The following is an 18,887-nucleotide window of genomic DNA, read 5'->3' as shown; positions in this document are numbered from 1 at the left end:
CGAGGATGGGGTGGGAGGTCAGAATTATATCTTCGGTCGTTTTTCAGTGCAGTTCAAAGTGTCTTGTGACAGTCCAGTGTAAGGGGTCATGTTGTTGCAAGGTGGGGACTCTCGCTATAGTAAAAGCAGAACTCTTCACAGAGAGGAAATGTCATGAAAACTTGGATTGTTGTGGTCAACCGATGTGAAGCGAAGATTTTTGCCAGTGACCGCCGGGGCAACAATGGCGAAGTGCATTTTATTGAAAAACTGGAAAACCCGAGGGGGCGCCTGAAATCCGGAGAGATCGACGCCGATCGCCCGGGATTTGTCGCCAGTTCCAGTATTCATGGCGGGCGACTTGTGAAAAAGCAGTCTCCGACGGACCGGGTGTCTGAAATGTTCGCCAAAAAAGTGGCAGAGCGTTTGGAAGAAGGACGTCAGCAGAACGTCTTTGAAGAACTGGTGTTGATTGCGGCGCCACAATTTCTGGGAAAAGTCCGTCGCAATTTTTCCCGGGAGCTGCGTGAATGTATTGTGAAGGAGATTCCGAAGGATTTGGCTCAGACCGCGACAGATTTTGAGCTGAAAGAACGAATCTGGCCGGAAGAGGAGGCCCGCATTTAATCCGTGGATGCACCTAAAGAGGTGCATTCCACAACTGGAAGTAAAGCTTTCGTTCCTGCAAAAGCTGTTGATGTGTTCCGCTTTCAGCCACAGCCCCTTGAGCCACCACATAGATGTTGTCTGCTTGAGTCACTGTGGACAGACGGTGAGCAATCACGATAGTCGTGCGCCCTTTGGTTGCTTCCGCCAAAGACGCCTGAATCACCGCTTCGGTTTCATTGTCCACGGCCGAGGTCGCTTCATCCAAAATCAGAACCGGCGGATTTTTCAGAATCACTCGCGCGATGGACAAACGCTGACGTTGTCCGCCGGACAATTTCTGACCACGCTCACCGATCAAAGTGTCCAGGCCTTGCGGAAGTTTGTCGATAAATTCCAACGCATGGGCCTTGCGCGCAGCTTCGACAACCTGTTCACGCGTGGCTTGTGGGTTTCCATAGGCGATATTCTCGAAAATAGTCCCTTGAAACAAAAACACATCCTGACTTACCAGGCCAATATGGCTGCGTAAATCCTGTGGATCACAGTCCTGAACGGCCTGACCGCCACAAAGGATATTCCCGCCGGAAGCTTTGTAGAACCCCAAAAGTAATTTGGTGATCGTACTTTTACCAGAACCCGTGGGCCCCACGATGGCCACGGTTTTTCCCGCGGGCACGGTGATATTGACGTTTTTTAAAATCGGCAGGCCATTGCTATAGGCAAAGGACAAATTCTTGAACTCGATTCCTTGGGAATGATCGAATTTCTTTTTCTCTTTAGGAAGCTCCAGATTGATCGGAGTTTTAATCAGATCCAGAACGCGGTCCGCAGAAGCCATGGCACGTTCAAACAAGTCCACGGTGTCAGCAAGTCCCGTCAACGGCCACAACAGGCGTTGAGTCAGGAAAACCAGAACGCCATAGAAACCGACATTCAGTTCGCCTTTCAAAGCCATCTGTCCGCCCATAATAAACGTGGCAATAAAGCCCATCAGAACCGCCATGCGAATCAGCGGGTTGAAGGCGGAAGAAACCTTGATGGCCTCTTTATTGGCCTCCAGATAACTGGAGCTGTCACGGGCGACCTTGCGGGCCTCAATCAGTTCTGAAGTAAAGCTGCGGATTGTAGCCATACCCGCGATATTATTTGCCAGACGGGAACCGATGTTTCCGGCTTTTTCACGTACATCCAAATACAACGGCGCTGCCCGTTTTTGGAAATAGAATGCGCCCCACAAAATGATTGGAATCGGCAGAATCGCAAACACCGCGATATTTGGAGCCATCGCAAAGAAGACCGCACCGATAAGAAGAACGGCGGTAAACACCTGAATCAAGCTGTTCATGCCGACATTCAGGAAGCGTTCCAGCTGATTGATGTCATCGTTTAAAATGGAAACCAGTCCGCCGGTGCTGCGATCTTCAAAAAAGGACATATCCAGCTTTTGCAGGTGTTCGTAGGCCTCAGTGCGGAATTCGTGTTGCAGCGACTGGGCAAGTCCGCGCCATTTCAAAAGCAACAGGTATTCAAACAGGGACTCAAATATCCAGATTAGCAACGTCAGCACAGACAACAGCAGCAGTTGGTGCCATGGGGATTCAAATCCAAAACGAGCCAGGAAGGATTTTTCCTGATTGGCAACCACATCAATGGCGATACCGATTAGAATTTCAGGGGCAATATCAAAGGCCTTGTTTAGAAACGAAAACAAGCTGCCCAGGTAGAAGTCGCGACGGTGTTTTTTAGTATAAGCGAAAAGACGGGAAAACGACTGAAAAGAACTTTTAGAATGCGCCATAGATCGTGGGGTTTACACCTGAAGCCCCAGAGCGTCCATGAATATATGTCCACGGTATGTGAATGAAAGTCTTTCGGGAATAGAGCTACGTAAGTTTGTAAAGGGGAGATGTCGAGGTTCAAAAGAGGGGGTGGGAGTGCCCAAGTAGCTGAAAAAATAAGCAAACCTCTTCAAAGAGGAATCTTTTTAGGACTTTCTTTATTTTTTTAAAGAAATCTCTTGAGTCTTTCCGGCAAACTCATTACAAAAGACTCCTCATGCGGGTGTGGTGAAATGGTAGACACAGGAGACTCAAAATCTCCCGCGAAAGCATGGGGGTTCAAGTCCCTCCACCCGCACCAACTTTCTCTTTCTCGAAGGTTGGTGCAAAAACAAAAGCGACCTTTTGGGTCGCTTTTTTTATTTCGGCTCTTGATTCTCTTTAGACAACAAATATAGGTTTAAAAATTCTTCAAAAAACAATGGGTTAGCACTCTTAAGAAATGGTTTTTGAAAGTTGGAATAGGAAGGTCCGCCTTTGAGCCTACCCTTCTATTTTGCTGACGTGTTTCGTGAGTCTATTTGAATTGGTCGGCTTTTCTATTTCCATAAATTCAAAGCATCCTAAAGGATGGACTTTTGTCACCTGATAAAATACGATTTTTTTGCAAAGGGATGGGAGAAAAATGACCTACAAGCAGCAAATTTTAGAGCTCTTAAATGGCTCACCATTTCCTATTGATTTGAACATTGTTTTAGAAGGCAGACCCCCGTCAATGGCAAGTTCAGAGTTTTTAACCAATAAAGAGCAGGGGGACTGGGCAGAGGAAGTTGTCTTTAATGCGATTAATGACAACGAACTAGAATATGTTGCCGTTAAATATGGGCGGTCTGACTCTTTAAGTGCTGGAGATGATGGTTTTAAGAGATTTTATGAGGAATATCTTGCCGAGCTAAATTCTATCGGAAAAAAGCCGGATATTTTGATTTTTTCGAGAAAGCTATATGACTCCAAAACATTTGATATCAATTCTGACGAAGTAGTCAGCCAGGCTGTAGCAGCTCTAGAGGTGCGCTCGAGTAGTTTCCTTGCTAACAAATATGATACCTATATGTCTGATCGTGCACGAAATGCTGTGGCAAACTGCTTAAGAATTAAAAATGAGATTTTGAATAGCGATTTGTCTGCTCTTTTAAAGATTAAAAACGGAGCTATACATAGTCTCTTATCAACGGCAACTGCTGAAACGTTTTCTGAGTTAGATTTTCGTTTAAGCTCATGGTCATCTAGCGCAGAGTTGAAGAGTCTTTCTCAAAAACTTAAAGATCTCAAAGAAAATATCAAGATTCTTCATAAGCGCGATTACCTTAGCATTACTCCGAAGTTAGAAGATCTTGCCTTAGTAAATCGTTGGATACAGAAGTATGGCGTAAAGCATTTTTACCTTCAGGTATTTTTCGATAAAGCGTACATTATTCCATTTAAATCTATTCTTGAAATAGCATCTAATCCTGAAAACGAAGGTAAAATTTTTTCTGTCGAGTCGGATATTAAAAATCAGGGCAAAACTACAATTAAAATTAATGCTCGCGTGGGTAAGGAAATTTTAGGCCGTGTTGATATGCCCAGTCATCAATCAGAATTGAAAGAATTAAGCAGAGGGCGGTTGTTGTTTTATGTCACCTTTTCTGGTGGAAAAGGATATCTGGATAACAATCTATTCTTAAGTGAGGTGATTGGTGGAGAATAATCTATTTTTATCATACTCATCTCAAACTGACATTTCTCACCGAAAAAAATTTGGTCAATTTTTCACGCCATTAGTAATAGCCAAATTCATGGCAAGGTGGCTATTAGCTAACAAGCATCAAAATTTTCTTGATCCGGCTTTCGGTCTCGGTATTTTTGTGGAGCAGCTTGAAGGATTCAAAGATTTTAAATCTCTTATGGCTTACGAAGTTGATAATCATATTTATAGCTTCGCTAAAGCACATTTTTCAGCAGATTATATCTCACTTAAAAATAGTGACTATTTGCAAGATTGGGGTCTGGGAGAAATAGATGCTGTCATTTGTAATCCTCCATATATGAAGTTTCAAAACTTCACCGAGAAGGACGAGATTCTTGCAAATATTCAAAAAAATTTGGGCATAAAAGTATCAGGTTATACAAATACAGCATCTGCATTTTTGCTAAAGTCTGTTTCAGAATTGAAAGAAGGCGGAAGGCTTGCGTATATTATGCCATTTGAATTTATGAACGCAGGTTACGGGGAGGCAGTTAAGGATTACCTTCTAAGAAGTGGTGAGATTGAGGCATTTATTCAAGTCGATTGTGAGAAAGAGGCCTTTTCAGAAGTAGTCACCTCTGTAGGGATTATTCTTTTTCATAAGAAAAAGAATCCAAACAAAGACATTTCATTTTTTGCCGTGAAAAGCCTGGATGAGTTAGGGCATTTTGAAAAAATAATTCCAATTAGAACCGTTTCTAGAAAGCTTATTCAAGCGAGAGACAAGTGGGCGAAATATTTTTCTAAAGAAGAGATTAATCTTAAATTTGAACATCTTGTTCCTCTTAAAAGTTATGGGAATTTTAGCAGAGGAATAGCAACTGGCGCTAATAGTTACTTCTCTTTTAGCGAGAGTAAGGTAAGGCAAAACAATATGCCTAAATCATCTCTCGTACCTTGCATCACTAAAAGCAATCAAATAAAAGGGGCAATTTTTGATCAGTCCGACTTGAACAAATTGATTAGTCTTGATTCCGAAATCTATCTTGTAAATTTGGAATCAAATTCTAGTTCTGACGATATAAAAAGATATATTGCGCAGGGAGAAAAAGATGGCATCCATTTGCGCTACCTCACTAAAATGCGGTCACCCTGGTATAAGCTAGAAAAAAGAAAACCATCAGGGCTTTTGTTTGGTGTGTTTTCAAGAAATGGATATAAAGTTATTCGTAATACAACAGAGGCAGTATGTCTCACTTGCTATCACGGTTTTAATCTAAAGGCTGACTATTCAAAATATCTTGATCTACTTTTCTTTTACCTATTATCGGATGCAGGAAATAAGATTATGCAGATTAATATGAGGAAATATGGAGATGGGTTGGATAAATTTGAACCTAATGATTTGAATGATAGTTTAGTACCAAGCCCTGAATGGTTTTCTTCGGTAGATAAGATAGATATAAAAGCAGAGCTGGAAATTATTAAAGGGACTGGAAAGATATCATTCTCTCTAAATCAGATTTTTGAAGATTTACTTAAATAATGGCTAAGTTATAGGTCATCTTTTTTTTGCCAGATATTTTAACTTCTCTTTAGGTTGAAGACCTAAAGAGAAGTTCGCTAACGCTCACAAATTGTTACGATCCAATTTATCGGATTGCTCACGAATCCAGTTCAGATTTTCTCGCACGTCCACATAGATGGCGACACCGTGACAAATGCGGACGTCGCTATCCTTCAGCGCCCTATGGTCCACGCCCATGGAAGTGATTCCGATCAGAGTCAGGCCGTCTTTTGTTTTTGCATAAAGCGCTCCGCCGGAATCGCCACTGCAAACGCCCGTGCGAGGTTGTTCAACGATGATGGTTTTATCCACACTCACAGTGCGGTTGGAGCGTGCCAGGAAGAAGCTGTTGCCCAGAATGTTGGATGCTGAGGACTTGGCGAAGCGCAGGGTGCCAGAGTCGCCGGCCTTTTCAGATGTCGTTCCATAGCCACTCATAACCAAGGTGTCTGTCGGTGCCGGGCTGAAAGTGGCAGAAGGCAGGCTGCGGATTTTATAGCCTTCCGGAATATTGCCTGCGAACTTCAGGATCGCCAGGTCATTGGAAGCATTATAAATAGAATTGGTGTGCGGATAGTCTTCGTTCACGGCTTTATCAACCACCAGACGAAGTGTTCTTTTGGGAGCCTCGCTCATGCAACCCACGTTATTAGTAAAGGCGATCGCTATGGCTTTGGTATCGGGCGGAGAACAGTGAGCTGCGGTAAGGACTTTGTCTCTGGCAATCAGGGTGCCCGTGCAAATGCTGTATTCCTTGTTTTCTTTCACGGTAACAATCAAAACGGTGGAAGAACTCAGCTCATTTCCGGAGCCCAAAACCTGGCCACCCACGATTCCATAGGAATGGCCCGTAATTTCACAGTTGGAAGGTTCCACATTCGCAGTCAGATTTTCACCGGAATCAGAAGAGCTGCACGCAGCCAGAAAACAAAGAGAAAGAACAGCAGCAGATGAGCGTAACAACGGGTACATCAGAGAGATCTCCTTATATATAAGGCGAAGTTTTACCAAATTCATCCACAGTCAGGGGCATTATGATCCTGGTTTGCAAGAATTTCAGAAAGCGTACTGGAAGTTGTCACAAATCCTGTCACAGGCGGAATGCAGGCTTTTCAGGGGGGTGACAAAGAACGCGGGGATATCAAGGACTTAGGCGGGATGGCCGAAATTTGGCCGGGTTGGCATCAGGCTTGCTCTATGCGACCAGTGACTAAAAGGTTTTTATATAACCAGAACTACGAGGAGACCCTATGAAAAAGTATTTCTATATACTTGCGGCTTTGAGCATCGCGCCGACATTTGCTCTGGCTCAGAGTATTGAAAGCGATGTTGATGCTGAGCTTGATCAAATGTATTCAAGCCAACAAGCCCCTGCGGCTCAGGCGGGTATTGCCAACACAGCGCCAGTCAGTGGCCAGCCTATCTATATTTTGAATCAGGCGACACCGACTTCCAATGCGCAGTTGCAGCAACAACAGGTGCAAAAGCAACCAACCACTATTATAGAGGCGTCTCCGCTGACAGAGTCCCGTGCGGAACAAATCCGTCGTGCTCGTCAGGATGCAGAAATGCAAACTGAACAAAGAATCGTAGAGAAGCTGGAAACTTCCCGTATGGAAGATGAAAAGAAAAGAGCTTCTGTATTGTTCGGTGATAAGTTCAACCAAATGAACGAACAGCAGCAGGTTCAACAGGTGCAACAACAAGTTGTTCAGCCGGTTGTGGCCCAGCCTGTTCAGGTTCAACAAGTTGAAGAACCTAAAGAAAACACTCGCGACATCATCCGTGAAGAGCTGGCTGCTGCCATGAAAGTGGAAGAAGAAGCTGCCATTGCTCCGATCGAAACGAAGTATGTTGCCGGTGTTTTGGGTGTGGGTGACTATCCAGATGTCAGCAATGTTAAAGGAAACTACGCTTTGGGTGTGGCTTTCGGTAACAAATACGACAACTTCGTGATCGAAGGTACATTCCTGTATTCCAACTATTCAGTTGAAGGTCAGGGATACTACACTGGTGGTTACAATAACTACCCATACAACAACACAGGTGGTTACTGGATTCCGGACAATATCGACGTGAATCAGTATTCCGGTCAGTTGGCTGCGAAGGTTCAGTTGTTTAACGGTATCATCAGACCGGTTATCGGTGGTTTGGTGTCTTACTCTTACAGATCGTTCTCTTGGTCTAACGACAACATCTATGGCTACAAGAACGACACGACTGCAAACTCTCACGCGATTGACGTGGGTACTGTGATCGGTGCGGATCTGGAGTTCAATCCGAAGTATTCTTTGGGCTTGGATTTCCGTTACATGTGGAATCTTTCCAGCCGTGTGAACGCGAAAAACACGTTCATGTCTGGACCTCAGTACAGTAACCCAATCGAAAAACTGCAGTATTACGTAATGTCTATTGTCGGACGCGTAAATTTCTAATCTAATAGAGTTAAGTTAGTTATTAATTCCTCAGTGGTTTCAACCCCTGCCTCAACAGCAGGGGTTGTTTTTTTCGCGGACTTCGGCAGATGAGTTTTCTCTGCGTTGCTGCGTCGTCGAGGTGCTGATAGCACGCCTTCCTCCTTGCGCCTTGATAAAACTCATCTGTCGAAGTCCTCACCTTGAGGGCTGGACTTCGGGTTTTTCCTTGGGCATAGTCTTTTTATGCGCTTCTTGGTTTTATTGCTTATGTTTGTGGCGACTTCGGCTTCGGCGGCGACTCTGGTGACAGAGACGGTTGGGCAGGTGTCGGATTATGTGGTGACCAGTCGCGAGGTTCAGATCTCCATGGCCATTGGGCATGTCCTGACTGCGGAAAAAGCCAAAGTGGCGATTCCTGAGTTGCGTCCGGGGCAGGCGGAGTTTGCTTCGGCAGTGACCCAGGTGCTGTTGGAACTGGTTGTGGCGCTGGAGGCGGAAAACTTCAATGTGGCGGCCGTGCCTGACAGTGAAGTGCAGGACGCTTTAAATAAGATCGACCGTGCCGTTGCCGGAAAAGCCTATTGGGCACAGATCGAACCCACGGCGGCAGAGGTCAAGAAGTTCACCATCCGTAAGCTGGCAGCGAAAAGTTTCCTGAAATTTAAAACCAACTCCATGACCGGCATTATCACGGATCAGGAGGCGCAAGTTTACTATGAAAACAATCGCGCCAAGTTTGGCAGCTCTCCGTTTGAGGGCTTTAAGGAAAATATCAAAACCTTTCTGGCTCAACAGCAGCTGGAAGAACGCATCCGTTCCTGGTTTGAGGTTATCAAGCGCAAATACAAAGTGCGCAACTTTGTGGCGGAATAAGTATGCACGTCGAAGTTCTTAAGGGATCTCACAAACCGGCGATGCGGGCATTGGTGGAGGCCATCCATCAGGAGCAGGGGCTTTTGCCGCAGTTTTACTGGCCCAACGATCTTTTGGGGGCCGAGCTGGCCACCGCCGAGGCTCTGGGAGTTTTCGAAGGTGAGACTTTGACGGGTTTCATCCTTTATCGAGAAGTTCCCGATGTCTGGGAGATTTCTTTGGTGGCCACGCATCCCCAATATCGCCGGCGTGGGTACATGGAAAAGCTTCTGGAGCATATGATTGCCGCAAAGGGTCAGGGGCGGGCGATCTGGCTTGAAGTGCATGAGGAAAACGTTTCGGCGCAAAAACTTTATGAAAAGCTCGGATTTAAAGAGGTTCGGAGACGACCTCGGTATTATAAGGACGGAGCGACCGCTATTTTGTACTCAGTTTCGTGAGCCCCGCCGACCCGCAAGGCCGAGGTCGAGATAAACCCTTGCACTCTCTCGATTTTATTGCTAATTTAGATCCGTTCAATGGGCCCAGCAGGCCCATTTTTTTTTGTACCGGCCCCGCCCGGGCAGTTCCCACAAAGTCGAACCCAACACGTACGACGAGGTAGCTGAAACAGGTTCTTAGGGGCTTGTTAAGGCATATTTGTATGCCCTCATAGGCAGGATTGTTGTCTTGATAGGGCGTAACTGTATTTAGGATTGAGAGAAATGTCACAACCTCCTGCTTGGATGACAAAGATAGAAAAGATCGCCAGCGACGTGGCAACCGCGCAAGGTTGTTTGCTTTACGACGTTGAATTCGTTGGCATGGGCAAGGGCAGAACGCTGCGTTTGTTTATTGATAAGAATGAAGAAGGTGCCATCAGCATTGACGATTGCACCAATGTTTCCAGAGGCTTAAGCGAAGTTCTGGATGCAGATGAAGAGCTGATCCCCGGTGGGGAGTACAGTCTGGAGGTTTCCACTCCAGGCTTGGATCGTCACCTGAAGCAGCCTTGGCACTTCCAGAAAGTGGTTGGGAAAAAGGTCTATATCAAGACTTTGAAACCGCTGGAAACAATGGGTGTTGAGGATAAGAAGTGGAAGAATGCCAAAACTGTTGAAGAGGTTTTGACATCCGCTGACGATCAGGGTGTTCGTTTCGTTGTGAAGGATGTGGAAATCAAGATTCCATACGCAATGATCGACAGGGCAAAATTGGTTTTTGAATTTACTAAAGGTCAGAAAAAGTAACGAGAGAGGAAAATCATGGCTGAAAATGTGTTTTCAGATCTTTCCAAGGTGATTGATCAAGTCGGAAAAGACAAAGGTATCGATAAGCAAGTTGTTATCGACGCAATCACTCAGGGTATGTTGGTTGCTGCACGCAAGAAGTACGGTACTTACCGTGAAATCGAAGCAGCTTACAACGAAGACACTGGCGAAGTTGAACTTTTTGAGTTCAAAGAGGTTGTTCCTCGCGAAAAGTATATTGATGAAGAAGTTGAAATTCCTCTGGACGAAGCTCAAAAGCTGGATCCAAATGTACAGCTTGATGACTCTATCGGTATCAAAATGGAAGCTTCTGATTTGGGTCGTATTGCCGCTCAGACGGCAAAGCAGATCATCATGCAGAAAGTGCGTGATGCTGAACGCAATATCATCTTCAACGAATTTGAAGAACGTAAGGGTGAAATCGCTTCCGGTATCGCACGTCGTGTTGAAAAAGGCGCGATCGTTGTCGATTTGGGTCGCACTGAGGCTTACATCCCGCCTCGTGAACAGATCCCGGGCGAACAATACAAGCCAGGCGACCGCATTCAGGGTTACCTTTCTGAAGTTCGTCAGACGACACGTGGTCCTCAGATCATCATGTCCCGCGCTGATGAACGTTATTTGATGAAACTTTTCGAAATGGAGGTTCCAGAGATCTACGACGGTGTTGTAGAGATCATGGCTGCCGCTCGTGAACCAGGACAGCGCGCGAAAATCGCGGTTCGTTCCAAAGACAACTCCGTGGACCCGGTAGGGGCTTGCGTGGGTATGAAGGGTTCCCGTGTTCAGAATATCGTTCAGGAACTTCGTGGCGAGAAAATCGACATCGTTCCTTGGGACGAGGACATCACTCGTTTTGCGTGCAACGCTTTGGCACCTGCGGAAATTTCCCGCGTGTTCCTTGACGATGCCAACCGTGAAATGGAAATTGTTGTTCCGGATTCCCAGTTGTCTTTGGCGATCGGTAAACGTGGTCAAAACGTGCGTTTGGCGGCGAAACTGACGACTTGGAAACTGGATATCATTTCTGACTCTTCGGCGGCTTCCCGTACTGCGGAATCCATCTTCAACTTGATGCTGATCCCGGGTATGAGCGAAACGATGGCACAAAACATCTTCCAGTCCGGCTTCGGATCCTTCCAGGCGGTTGCAGCTGCGCCGGTGGAAGAGTTGATGACAATTCCTGGCTACGACGATCCAGAGAAGGCTGAAAAGCTTTCCGGCGAAGCCAAAGGTTTGGTTGCGAAGTATGAATCCGAAGGCATTCCTGTTCCGACAGCGCCTTCTGTTGCTAAGGACAAGCAATCCAATGTGTCTGCAAAAGAGCAGGCCGACCTTCTGTTGAAGCAAGAGTTGAAAAAACTCGATCAGCAGGAAGCGGAAGAAGAATAATTTTTTTGGATAGAGAACAACTACAGGGAGACTGAGTGAGTAATCCAAAGGTTTTTGAATTTGCAAAAGAGATCGGGATGACCCCGCTGGCCCTCATGGATAAAATCCGCGAGTGGCATTTGCCTGTGAAAAGTCACATGGCGGAGCTAGAACCCGAAGTTCTTGAGCAAATTAAAATTAAACTCAGCGGTGGCGAAAAATCCGCCGATGAGCCGAAACCCAAAAAGACAGCTGCTCGCAAAGCGGCACCGAAAAAAGCAGCAGCGGCCCCTGCAGAAGCAGATGCCTCTGCCGCAGCCGTAAAAACCCCTGTGATTCGCAGAAAGAAAGATGAAGTCCCTGCTGAAGCTCCAAAAGCAAAAGTGGTGGCGAAACCTGAGGCGGAAACAGAAGAGGCAGCTCCGAAAACCACACGTGTCGTGGTGAAGAAGCCAGCCGCGAAAGTGGAAGCTGAAGAAATTGAAGCAGCACCGGAAGCGGTTGCTGAAGCTGTAGAGACGAAAGCCCCTGTTAAAGAGGAAGCTCCGGCCGCAGTTGAAAAAACGGAACCAGTGGTGGCGAAAGAAACGCCAGCTCCGGCTCCAGTGGCAGCGGAACCTGTTGCAGCTCCACAAGCTCGTAAGAAAGAGGTTGTTGTGGGCACCAGCGGTGTTTCCAGTTCTGCAACTCCGGCATCTGCACCTAAAAGAAATATTATCGGACGCATGGATCTTTCCCGCGTTCAGTCACAAGCTCCACAGCGCCCTCAGGGTGAACGCACCGGCGGATTCCAGCCGCGTGGCGGAGCTGGTGGTGAACAGCGTGGTGCCAGCGCCTCCTTCACCGGTCAACGCCCGGGCGGTTTCAACCGTCCTGCAGGCGGGGCGCCAACTCGCAATATCCGCACTGGATTTGTAGCGGCGAACCAGCCACCTGAACCTATTGTGGATCAGGGCGGCGATCGCGGTCGCGATTTCGACAAACGTAAGCGTTCATTTGGTCCTCCTGCTCCAGCGGCAGGCCCGGCGGCAGCTGGTGGTCGTGGTGGTGAAAAAGAGGAAGTGGTTACAGTCTTCAACGCTGTTGAATTCCGTAAGCGCGAAATGGTTTTCCAGCCGAAAAAGAAAAAAGGTCTGTTGGATCGTGACGCCATGAAGACTCAGATCACGACTCCTTCCGCGCACAAACGTGTTGTGAAGGTGAATAACACAATGAAATTGAGCGACCTTGCCATGGAAATGGGGCTGAAGGCTCCTCAATTGGTTCGTGAGCTGATGAAACAGGGTGTGATGGCCAACATGAACATGGATCTGGATTTCGACACGATCGCATTGATCGTGCCTGAGTTCGGTTGGGAAGCACAAAACGTATTTAAAACGGCGGACGAAGTTGCTGAACAAACGGCATTCGGTGATCTGGATGCAGCTCCAGTGACTCGTCCTCCAGTAGTGACTGTTATGGGTCACGTCGATCACGGTAAAACATCCCTTTTGGATGCGATTCGCAATGCGGACGTGGCTAAAGGTGAGGCCGGCGGTATCACGCAGCACATTGGTGCGTACAGCGTGAAAATCGAAGACGGCAGCCTGATCACATTCCTGGATACTCCGGGCCACGAAGCCTTCACGGCAATGCGTGCCCGTGGTGCCAATGCCACTGACATCGCGATCATCGTGGTGGCAGCGGACGACGGTATGATGCCTCAGACTCAAGAGGCGATTAACCACGCCAAAGCAGCGGGCGTACCTATCATCGTGGCAGTGAATAAAATTGATAAACCAGGCGCCAACCCAGAGCGTATCAAGCAACAGTTGACTGAGCTTGAAATCGTTCCTGAGGAGTGGGGTGGTTCCACGATCTTCTGCGAAGTTTCCGCATTGAAGAGAACGGGTATCACTGAGTTGCTGGAACAAATCAAACTGGTTGCCGAAGTGGCAGAGCTTAAAGCAAACCCAAAACGTTCCGGTACCGGTCTGGTGATCGAAGCGAAAATGGAAAAAGGCAAAGGCCCTGTGGCAACTTTGCTGGTGAAAGACGGTACGGTTGAAGTGGGTCAGTACATCGTTGCTGGTACCATGAAAGGCCGCGTTCGTTCTTTGACCAATGACCGTGGTGAGCGCGTTCAATCTGCGGGTCCTGGTATCCCTGTAGAGGTGCTGGGTCTTGAGGCGGTTCCTGCTGCCGGTGACAAGTTCGACATCGTGAAAGACGAAGTCACGGCTACCAAGGTTTCTGAATTGAGAAAAGAACAGGCTGAAAAAGCAGCAGCGACTCCGGCAGCTAAGCTGTCCCTGGATGAAGTGTTTGCGAAAGTGAAAGCTGGTGACGTGAAAGAACTTGCGATCGTGTTGAAAGCCGATGTGCATGGTTCTTTGGAAGCGATCAACGGCATGCTTGCGAAGCTTTCCACTCCGGAAGTTAAAGCTCGTGTCATCCACTCTGCAGTGGGTGGTATCAACGAGGGGGATATCGTTCTAGCCAACACGGCAAAAGGTATCGTTCTGGGCTTCAACGTTCGTCCGGATCTGGGCGCGCAGGCGAAAGCAAAACAAATGGGCGTGGATGTTCGTACGTACTCTATCGTATACGAACTGATCGACCAGATGAAAGCGGCCATGGGCGGTCTGTTGTCTCCGGACATCGTCGAAGAAGTCCTGGGTCGTGCAGAAGTGCGTAACGTGTTCACTGTTCCTAAAGTTGGTACGATTGCAGGTTGCTTCGTTATCGATGGTAAAGTTCAGCGTAACGCGAGCATCCGTTTGCTGCGTGAAAATAAAATTGTTTACGAAGGCAAAATTGCCTCCCTTAAACGCTTCAAAGACGACGCCAAAGAAGTGGCTTCCGGCTATGAGTGCGGTATCGGTATCGAGAACTACAACGACGTTAAAGTCGGCGACCAGATGGAAGCCTTCGTTAAAAAAGAAGTGGCTCGCGAGCTAGAGGGCGGAGCGAACTAATGAAGAATATGGGTGATGGGCCCCATAAAGGCGGCTCGCGATCCAGATACACCGCGGGAAGTTCAATCGACATGTTTTCGCGCTGAACTTTGTAGACGGTTTGTCTTTGGGGATCAATGATGACCTGGCTAAGGCGCAGTCCATTAACTGTGATATCGACCGCATAAACGCGTCAGCCGGAGAGCTTGAGCCCGGCAGATGTGGGAAGATAATAATCAAAGTAAAAGCAAAGACCCGGGCGTACCAGAAGAACAGCAGAATCAGGACCACCACGCCGTAGCCCAGAACCGCCCCCGGGACGCCGACCAGAATGCCGCAAATCAAAGGGATGGCTGTCAGCCAGAAGATCCCCGGGGCATCGACTCCGCCAGATATATAGAGGAAGTACGACACAATCACCACGGCCATAACGCATAATATAGAGGCAGAGACCAGGTAGTTCTTAATGAACTTCAGACTAAGAGGGGGGACCAACAGCAGGGTGATCCAGATCGGGATCAGGATGGGGTTGTATTCATCCACACCGTATTGATAGTTGAATTTCAGCAAATAGACCAGGGTGACAGCCAGCCCAAGGAAGTAGATGACTTTAAAATAAGTCAGTCTCTTCTTGTAGGCGTCTTCGGATGTAAAACTGAGATCCCTCATGCTGCTGCTTCCTGGTTGCTTCCATTATGGAATATCGGCGTAGAAACTAAAGGCCAAAGGATATTTCAACAATGTAATCTTGTTTATTGTTTCACAGTGAAACAAGGGGGCGAAGACAGTTGTAGTGCTCTTTCAGAGTCACAAACTGTTGGGTGTTCCCGCCGTGATCCGGGTGCAGAATCATCGCGGCCTGACGGAAAGCTTTTTTCAATTCGCTGGCAGTGAAGCCTTCGGACAGATCCATGATCCAGGTTTTAAGAAAATCAAAAGCCTCTTTCTGGGAGGGGGAAAAACTGTGGGCTTTGCGTTGAGGACGCGCTGCCGGACGAGGGTAGTGGCCGCGTGGAGAGTTGAATTCGTGCCTGCCTATTTGCCCCATCAGGTAAGCCATGTGGGAAGGATCGGCGCGCAGCAGGCTTTCTTCGGAGGCGTTCACGAAGGTTTCGGAACCCATTTTCTCTCTGAGAATTTGCTTAAAGCTTGCCTGAAAACTCATGCCTTTCTTATCGGTATGTAAGGTAAAGAGCTCAGTCCAGAAGGTGTTTTCCCAGTGAAAAACGGACTTTTTCAGAGGGGGAGGGGGGCTTTTCCTAGGGGAAAACGCCATTTCCCGAGGGGAAAAGGGGGTGAAATCGGGTGTTTCCCGCTCTCCTAGCGCAAAAAAAATGATTTTCCCTGCATTTTCCTTTGGACAAACGACTCGACTTAGATACACACTAAGTTCATTCGAGATAAAACAAGACTAAAAACCTAACGGAGGAATTTCGAATGGCAAAAGCAAAAGCTAAAAAAGCTACTACTAAGAAAGCTGCTCCTAAAAAAGCTGCAGCAAAAAAAGCAGCTCCTAAAGCAGCAAAAAAAGCGGCTCCAAAAGCTACTAAAAAAGCAGCTCCAAAAAAAGCAGCAGCTCCTAAAAAAGCTAAAACTGCTCGTAAACCAAACGCAGCTTTCATGAAGGCGTTGACTCCATCTGCAGCTTTGGCAGCAGTTGTTGGTGCTTCTCCACTTCCACGCACTGAAGTTGTTAAAAAACTTTGGGCTTACATCAAGAAGAACAACCTTCAAGATTCCAAGAACAAAAGAAACATCAATGCTGACGCTAAATTGAAAGAAGTTTTCGGCGGCAAAACTCAAGTTTCTATGTTCGACATGACTAAATTGGTTTCTAAGCACCTTAAATAGGTCTTAGACTCAAATTGAGTTGAACACTAAAAACCCAGGGGTCAAATCCTGGGTTTTTTCGTTTTTTCACGACGAAAATACAGAGTGCACCCCTATGGGACCCCCTCGGAGATTGGCCTGTTCAAGGGTGGGGGGCTTGTGCTATACCATCCCCTATGGGAATTAAGCCGCTTTCTTTGGAAGAAATCAAAAAGATGACTGTTGCCTGCCGTATTGCAGCCGACACTCTGACCTACCTCGACAAGTATATTAAAATTGGGATGACCACGAACGAGATCGACCAGCTTTGCTTCGATTTTATGGCCACCAAAGGTGCTAAATCAGCATGTTTGGGGTATCACGGCTATCCGAAGTACACCTGCACTTCGATCAACGAAGTGGTTTGTCACGGGGTTCCTGATGACAAAACGATTTTGAAAGACGGCGATATCATCAACGTGGATGTGACGGCCTGGATTGACGGATTCTTTGGGGACACGTCCAAGATGTACATGATCGGAAATGTGTCAGAAGACGCCAAAGACCTGGTTGAAGCCGCGCGCCTGGCTCGTGACGTGGGTATCGAAGCCATTCGTCCCAATGGTTATACTGGCGACATCGGTTTTGAAACAAACAAGTTGGTGACTCGCAAAGGGTATGTGGCCGTAAAAGAAATCGGTGGTCATGGTGTAGGCCGCAAGTTCCATGAAGAACCCTTCGTTCCATCCTACGGCAAAAAGGGCAAGGGAGAGCGTCTGGTGCCATTCCACTGCATCACTGTTGAACCGATGGTGAATCAGGGGACGGACGAAATCATCGAATTCGACATTCCCGGTTCCAGTATCAAATACTACAATACCGCAGATGGTCTATTGTCAGCACAGTTTGAACATACGGTTCTTGTGACAGATACTGGGTACGAAATTTTGACTTTGCCATAAGCCGGCTTTGACCGGCAGAGCTGGCGTGCCGAAGGCACATAAGCTGAAGCAACTTTGATTTTATTTTTAAGTTATAAACCAATTAATAAGGATCTTAATCAATGTCATTGACTACGACGAACGGAAAAACCGCTATGAAGAAAAATGCGAAAATGAAAGCTCCTGCTGCCACAAAAACTCCTGTTGTTGACTACAGAGTCAGCAAAGAAGCGATGGAAAACCCGGAGGTTTTCGCAAAGCTTGCAAAATGGGGTCGTGAAGAAATCAAGATTGCTGAAACTGAAATGCCAGGCTTGATGGCTCTTCGTAAAGAGTACAAAAAACAACAACCATTGAAAGGTGCGCGCATTGCGGGCTGCCTTCATATGACAATCCAAACAGCGGTTCTTATCGAAACGCTTGTTGAGCTGGGTGCGGAAATCCGCTGGTCTTCTTGCAACATCTTCTCCACTCAGGATCACGCAGCGGCGGCTATCGCGGCGGCAGGCATTCCGGTATTTGCATGGAAAGGTCTGACAGAAGAGGAATTCAACTGGTGTATCGAACAGACGATTGTTGGCTGGGGTAAAGACGGCTACAACATGATTCTGGATGACGGTGGTGATTTGACGAACATGATGCACGAACCTCGTTTCGCCAAAGAAATGAAGAAGATCATCGGCATCTCTGAAGAAACAACTACAGGCGTTCACAACCTTGAAGTTCTTGTAAAACAAGGAAAACTGAAAGTTCCAGCGATCAACATCAATGATTCTGTGACGAAATCCAAATTCGATAACTTGTACGGCTGCCGCGAATCCCTGGCAGACGGTATCAAGCGTGCCACAGACGTGATGGTTGCCGGTAAGATCTGCGTTGTTGCAGGTTACGGCGATGTGGGTAAAGGTTCTGCGCACTCTTTGCGTGGTCTGGGTGCCCGTGTTCTTGTGACTGAAATCGATCCTATCTGTGCGCTTCAGGCGGCGATGGAAGGTTTTGAAGTGACAACTATGGATGAAGCCGCGGCGTTGGGTGACATCTTCGTAACAGCAACCGGCTGCTGCGATATCATCACTGACAAGCATTTCACTAAAATGAAAAACAACGCAATCGTGTGCAACATTGGTCACTTCGATATCGAAATCGACATGGCTTGGTTGAACAAGAACTCCAAAGTTCGCGAAGTAAAACCACAAGTGGACATCCACACTTTGAAAAATGGCAAACAAGTGATCGTGCTTGCTAAAGGTCGTTTGGTGAACCTGGGCTGTGCGACAGGTCACCCAAGCTTCGTTATGTCCAATTCCTTCACCAATCAGGTGTTGGCACAAATGGAACTGTTCAACAACCGCGACAAGTACCAAGAGATCGCAGTTTATCGTTTGCCGAAACACTTGGACGAAAAAGTGGCGGCATTGCACTTGGATAAACTGGGTGTGAAATTGACTAAGCTGACTGGCAAGCAGGCTAAATACTTGCACATGAGCCCGCAGGGGCCATTCAAACCAGAACACTATCGCTACTAATCACCCGCTAAGGGAAATGGGGGCCTTGCAGCGGTAAAACGCTCAGACAGTCCTCGCGCGAAGGGAGCCATCTTGGCTCCCTTTTTTTATTCTATTTACTCT

General features: G+C 47.2%; 16 protein-coding genes and 1 tRNA gene. 13 read left to right on the top strand and 4 right to left on the bottom strand.

The features are described from left to right. Nucleotides 1-153: 153 nt before the first annotated feature. Nucleotides 154-606 (top strand): host attachment protein, encoded by a 453-nt coding sequence (locus EZJ49_RS13085; protein ID WP_262552622.1) that lies wholly within the window; start codon nt 154-156, stop codon nt 604-606. 13 nt (nt 607-619) lie between these two features. Here EZJ49_RS13085 and EZJ49_RS13080 read toward each other — a convergent pair whose 3' ends face one another. Next, on the bottom strand, nt 620-2,386 hold the full coding sequence (locus EZJ49_RS13080) for an ABC transporter ATP-binding protein (protein WP_262552621.1): 1,767 nt from the start codon (nt 2,384-2,386) through the stop codon (nt 620-622). Between the two features lie 259 nt (nt 2,387-2,645). On the opposite strand from EZJ49_RS13080, the gene EZJ49_RS13075 reads away from it, so the two are divergent. From EZJ49_RS13075 to EZJ49_RS13065, 3 genes are all read left to right on the top strand, one after another. Further along, nucleotides 2,646-2,727: transfer RNA gene (locus EZJ49_RS13075), tRNA-Leu, on the top strand. 324 nt (nt 2,728-3,051) lie between these two features. Then, nucleotides 3,052-4,116 (top strand): AccI family restriction endonuclease, encoded by a 1,065-nt coding sequence (locus EZJ49_RS13070; RefSeq protein WP_262552620.1) that lies wholly within the window; start codon nt 3,052-3,054, stop codon nt 4,114-4,116. Further along, nucleotides 4,106-5,641: an SAM-dependent methyltransferase gene (locus EZJ49_RS13065; protein ID WP_262552619.1), complete on the top strand. Its 1,536-nt coding sequence runs from the start codon at nt 4,106-4,108 to the stop codon at nt 5,639-5,641. Before EZJ49_RS13070 ends, EZJ49_RS13065 begins: the two co-directional genes overlap by 11 nt. 84 nt (nt 5,642-5,725) lie before the next feature. Here the strand turns inward: EZJ49_RS13065 and EZJ49_RS13060 are convergent, their stop codons facing one another. Next, entirely contained in the window at nt 5,726-6,634 is a 909-nt protein-coding gene (locus EZJ49_RS13060) for a S1 family peptidase (protein ID WP_262552618.1), read from the bottom strand. A 278-nt stretch (nt 6,635-6,912) separates the two neighbouring features. On the opposite strand from EZJ49_RS13060, the gene EZJ49_RS13055 reads away from it, so the two are divergent. The 6 genes from EZJ49_RS13055 (at nt 6,913) to infB (ending at nt 14,530) form a co-directional block, all read left to right on the top strand. Further along, nucleotides 6,913-8,097 (top strand): hypothetical protein, encoded by a 1,185-nt coding sequence (locus tag EZJ49_RS13055; RefSeq protein ID WP_262552617.1) that lies wholly within the window; start codon nt 6,913-6,915, stop codon nt 8,095-8,097. A 225-nt stretch (nt 8,098-8,322) separates the two neighbouring features. Continuing rightward, complete coding sequence (locus tag EZJ49_RS13050) at nt 8,323-8,952, top strand: hypothetical protein (protein WP_262552616.1); 630 nt, start codon at nt 8,323-8,325, stop codon at nt 8,950-8,952. A gap of 2 nt (nt 8,953-8,954) precedes the next feature. Beyond that, nucleotides 8,955-9,392 carry a GNAT family N-acetyltransferase gene (locus EZJ49_RS13045; protein WP_262552615.1) on the top strand — a complete coding sequence of 146 codons (438 nt, stop codon included), beginning with the start codon at nt 8,955-8,957 and terminating at the stop codon, nt 9,390-9,392. A gap of 264 nt (nt 9,393-9,656) precedes the next feature. Further along, entirely contained in the window at nt 9,657-10,181 is a 525-nt protein-coding gene (gene rimP, locus EZJ49_RS13040) for a ribosome maturation factor RimP (protein ID WP_262552614.1), read from the top strand. Between the two features lie 15 nt (nt 10,182-10,196). Continuing rightward, complete coding sequence (gene nusA, locus EZJ49_RS13035; RefSeq protein WP_262552613.1) at nt 10,197-11,594, top strand: transcription termination factor NusA; 1,398 nt, start codon at nt 10,197-10,199, stop codon at nt 11,592-11,594. Nucleotides 11,595-11,629: 35 nt separating this feature from the next. Beyond that, complete coding sequence (gene infB / locus EZJ49_RS13030) at nt 11,630-14,530, top strand: translation initiation factor IF-2 (RefSeq protein ID WP_262552612.1); 2,901 nt, start codon at nt 11,630-11,632, stop codon at nt 14,528-14,530. Here infB and EZJ49_RS13025 read toward each other — a convergent pair. After that, the gene (locus EZJ49_RS13025; protein ID WP_262552611.1) at nt 14,510-15,178 is read right to left on the bottom strand and encodes a hypothetical protein; all 669 of its coding nucleotides are present in this window, start codon (nt 15,176-15,178) and stop codon (nt 14,510-14,512) included. The two genes, infB and EZJ49_RS13025, sit on opposite strands and share 21 nt — an antisense overlap. 91 nt (nt 15,179-15,269) lie before the next feature. Next, the gene (locus EZJ49_RS13020) at nt 15,270-15,632 is read right to left on the bottom strand and encodes a J domain-containing protein (RefSeq protein WP_262552610.1); all 363 of its coding nucleotides are present in this window, start codon (nt 15,630-15,632) and stop codon (nt 15,270-15,272) included. A gap of 314 nt (nt 15,633-15,946) precedes the next feature. On the opposite strand from EZJ49_RS13020, the gene EZJ49_RS13015 reads away from it, so the two are divergent. From EZJ49_RS13015 to ahcY, 3 genes are all read left to right on the top strand, one after another. Further along, nucleotides 15,947-16,360 (top strand): SWIB/MDM2 domain-containing protein, encoded by a 414-nt coding sequence (locus EZJ49_RS13015; protein ID WP_262552609.1) that lies wholly within the window; start codon nt 15,947-15,949, stop codon nt 16,358-16,360. Between the two features lie 155 nt (nt 16,361-16,515). Further along, a complete protein-coding gene (map, locus tag EZJ49_RS13010; protein WP_262552608.1) occupies nt 16,516-17,280 on the top strand; it encodes a type I methionyl aminopeptidase in 765 nt (254 codons plus the stop codon). Nucleotides 17,281-17,381: 101 nt separating this feature from the next. Further along, nucleotides 17,382-18,785: an adenosylhomocysteinase gene (gene ahcY / locus EZJ49_RS13005; protein WP_262552607.1), complete on the top strand. Its 1,404-nt coding sequence runs from the start codon at nt 17,382-17,384 to the stop codon at nt 18,783-18,785. Nucleotides 18,786-18,887 lie beyond the last annotated feature (102 nt).

The sequence above is a fragment of the Bdellovibrio bacteriovorus genome (assembly GCF_025558485.1).
Taxonomy (GTDB): Bacteria; Bdellovibrionota; Bdellovibrionia; order Bdellovibrionales; family Bdellovibrionaceae; genus Bdellovibrio; species Bdellovibrio bacteriovorus_G.
The sequence above is the reverse complement of the archived record's forward strand: the minus strand, read 5'-3'. Positions and strand labels throughout refer to the sequence as shown.

Coding starts and splice junctions, on each gene's coding strand:
- EZJ49_RS13050 (WP_262552616.1), top strand. CDS start 8,323: ATGCGCTTCTTGGTTTTATTGCTTATGTTTGTGGCGACTTCGGCTTCG.
- EZJ49_RS13060 (WP_262552618.1), bottom strand. CDS start 6,634: ATGTACCCGTTGTTACGCTCATCTGCTGCTGTTCTTTCTCTTTGTTTT.
- nusA (WP_262552613.1), top strand. CDS start 10,197: ATGGCTGAAAATGTGTTTTCAGATCTTTCCAAGGTGATTGATCAAGTC.
- EZJ49_RS13020 (WP_262552610.1), bottom strand. CDS start 15,632: ATGGGTTCCGAAACCTTCGTGAACGCCTCCGAAGAAAGCCTGCTGCGC.
- EZJ49_RS13025 (WP_262552611.1), bottom strand. CDS start 15,178: ATGAGGGATCTCAGTTTTACATCCGAAGACGCCTACAAGAAGAGACTG.
- EZJ49_RS13015 (WP_262552609.1), top strand. CDS start 15,947: ATGGCAAAAGCAAAAGCTAAAAAAGCTACTACTAAGAAAGCTGCTCCT.
- map (WP_262552608.1), top strand. CDS start 16,516: ATGGGAATTAAGCCGCTTTCTTTGGAAGAAATCAAAAAGATGACTGTT.
- ahcY (WP_262552607.1), top strand. CDS start 17,382: ATGTCATTGACTACGACGAACGGAAAAACCGCTATGAAGAAAAATGCG.
- rimP (WP_262552614.1), top strand. CDS start 9,657: ATGTCACAACCTCCTGCTTGGATGACAAAGATAGAAAAGATCGCCAGC.
- EZJ49_RS13085 (WP_262552622.1), top strand. CDS start 154: ATGAAAACTTGGATTGTTGTGGTCAACCGATGTGAAGCGAAGATTTTT.
- EZJ49_RS13045 (WP_262552615.1), top strand. CDS start 8,955: ATGCACGTCGAAGTTCTTAAGGGATCTCACAAACCGGCGATGCGGGCA.
- EZJ49_RS13080 (WP_262552621.1), bottom strand. CDS start 2,386: ATGGCGCATTCTAAAAGTTCTTTTCAGTCGTTTTCCCGTCTTTTCGCT.
- EZJ49_RS13055 (WP_262552617.1), top strand. CDS start 6,913: ATGAAAAAGTATTTCTATATACTTGCGGCTTTGAGCATCGCGCCGACA.
- EZJ49_RS13070 (WP_262552620.1), top strand. CDS start 3,052: ATGACCTACAAGCAGCAAATTTTAGAGCTCTTAAATGGCTCACCATTT.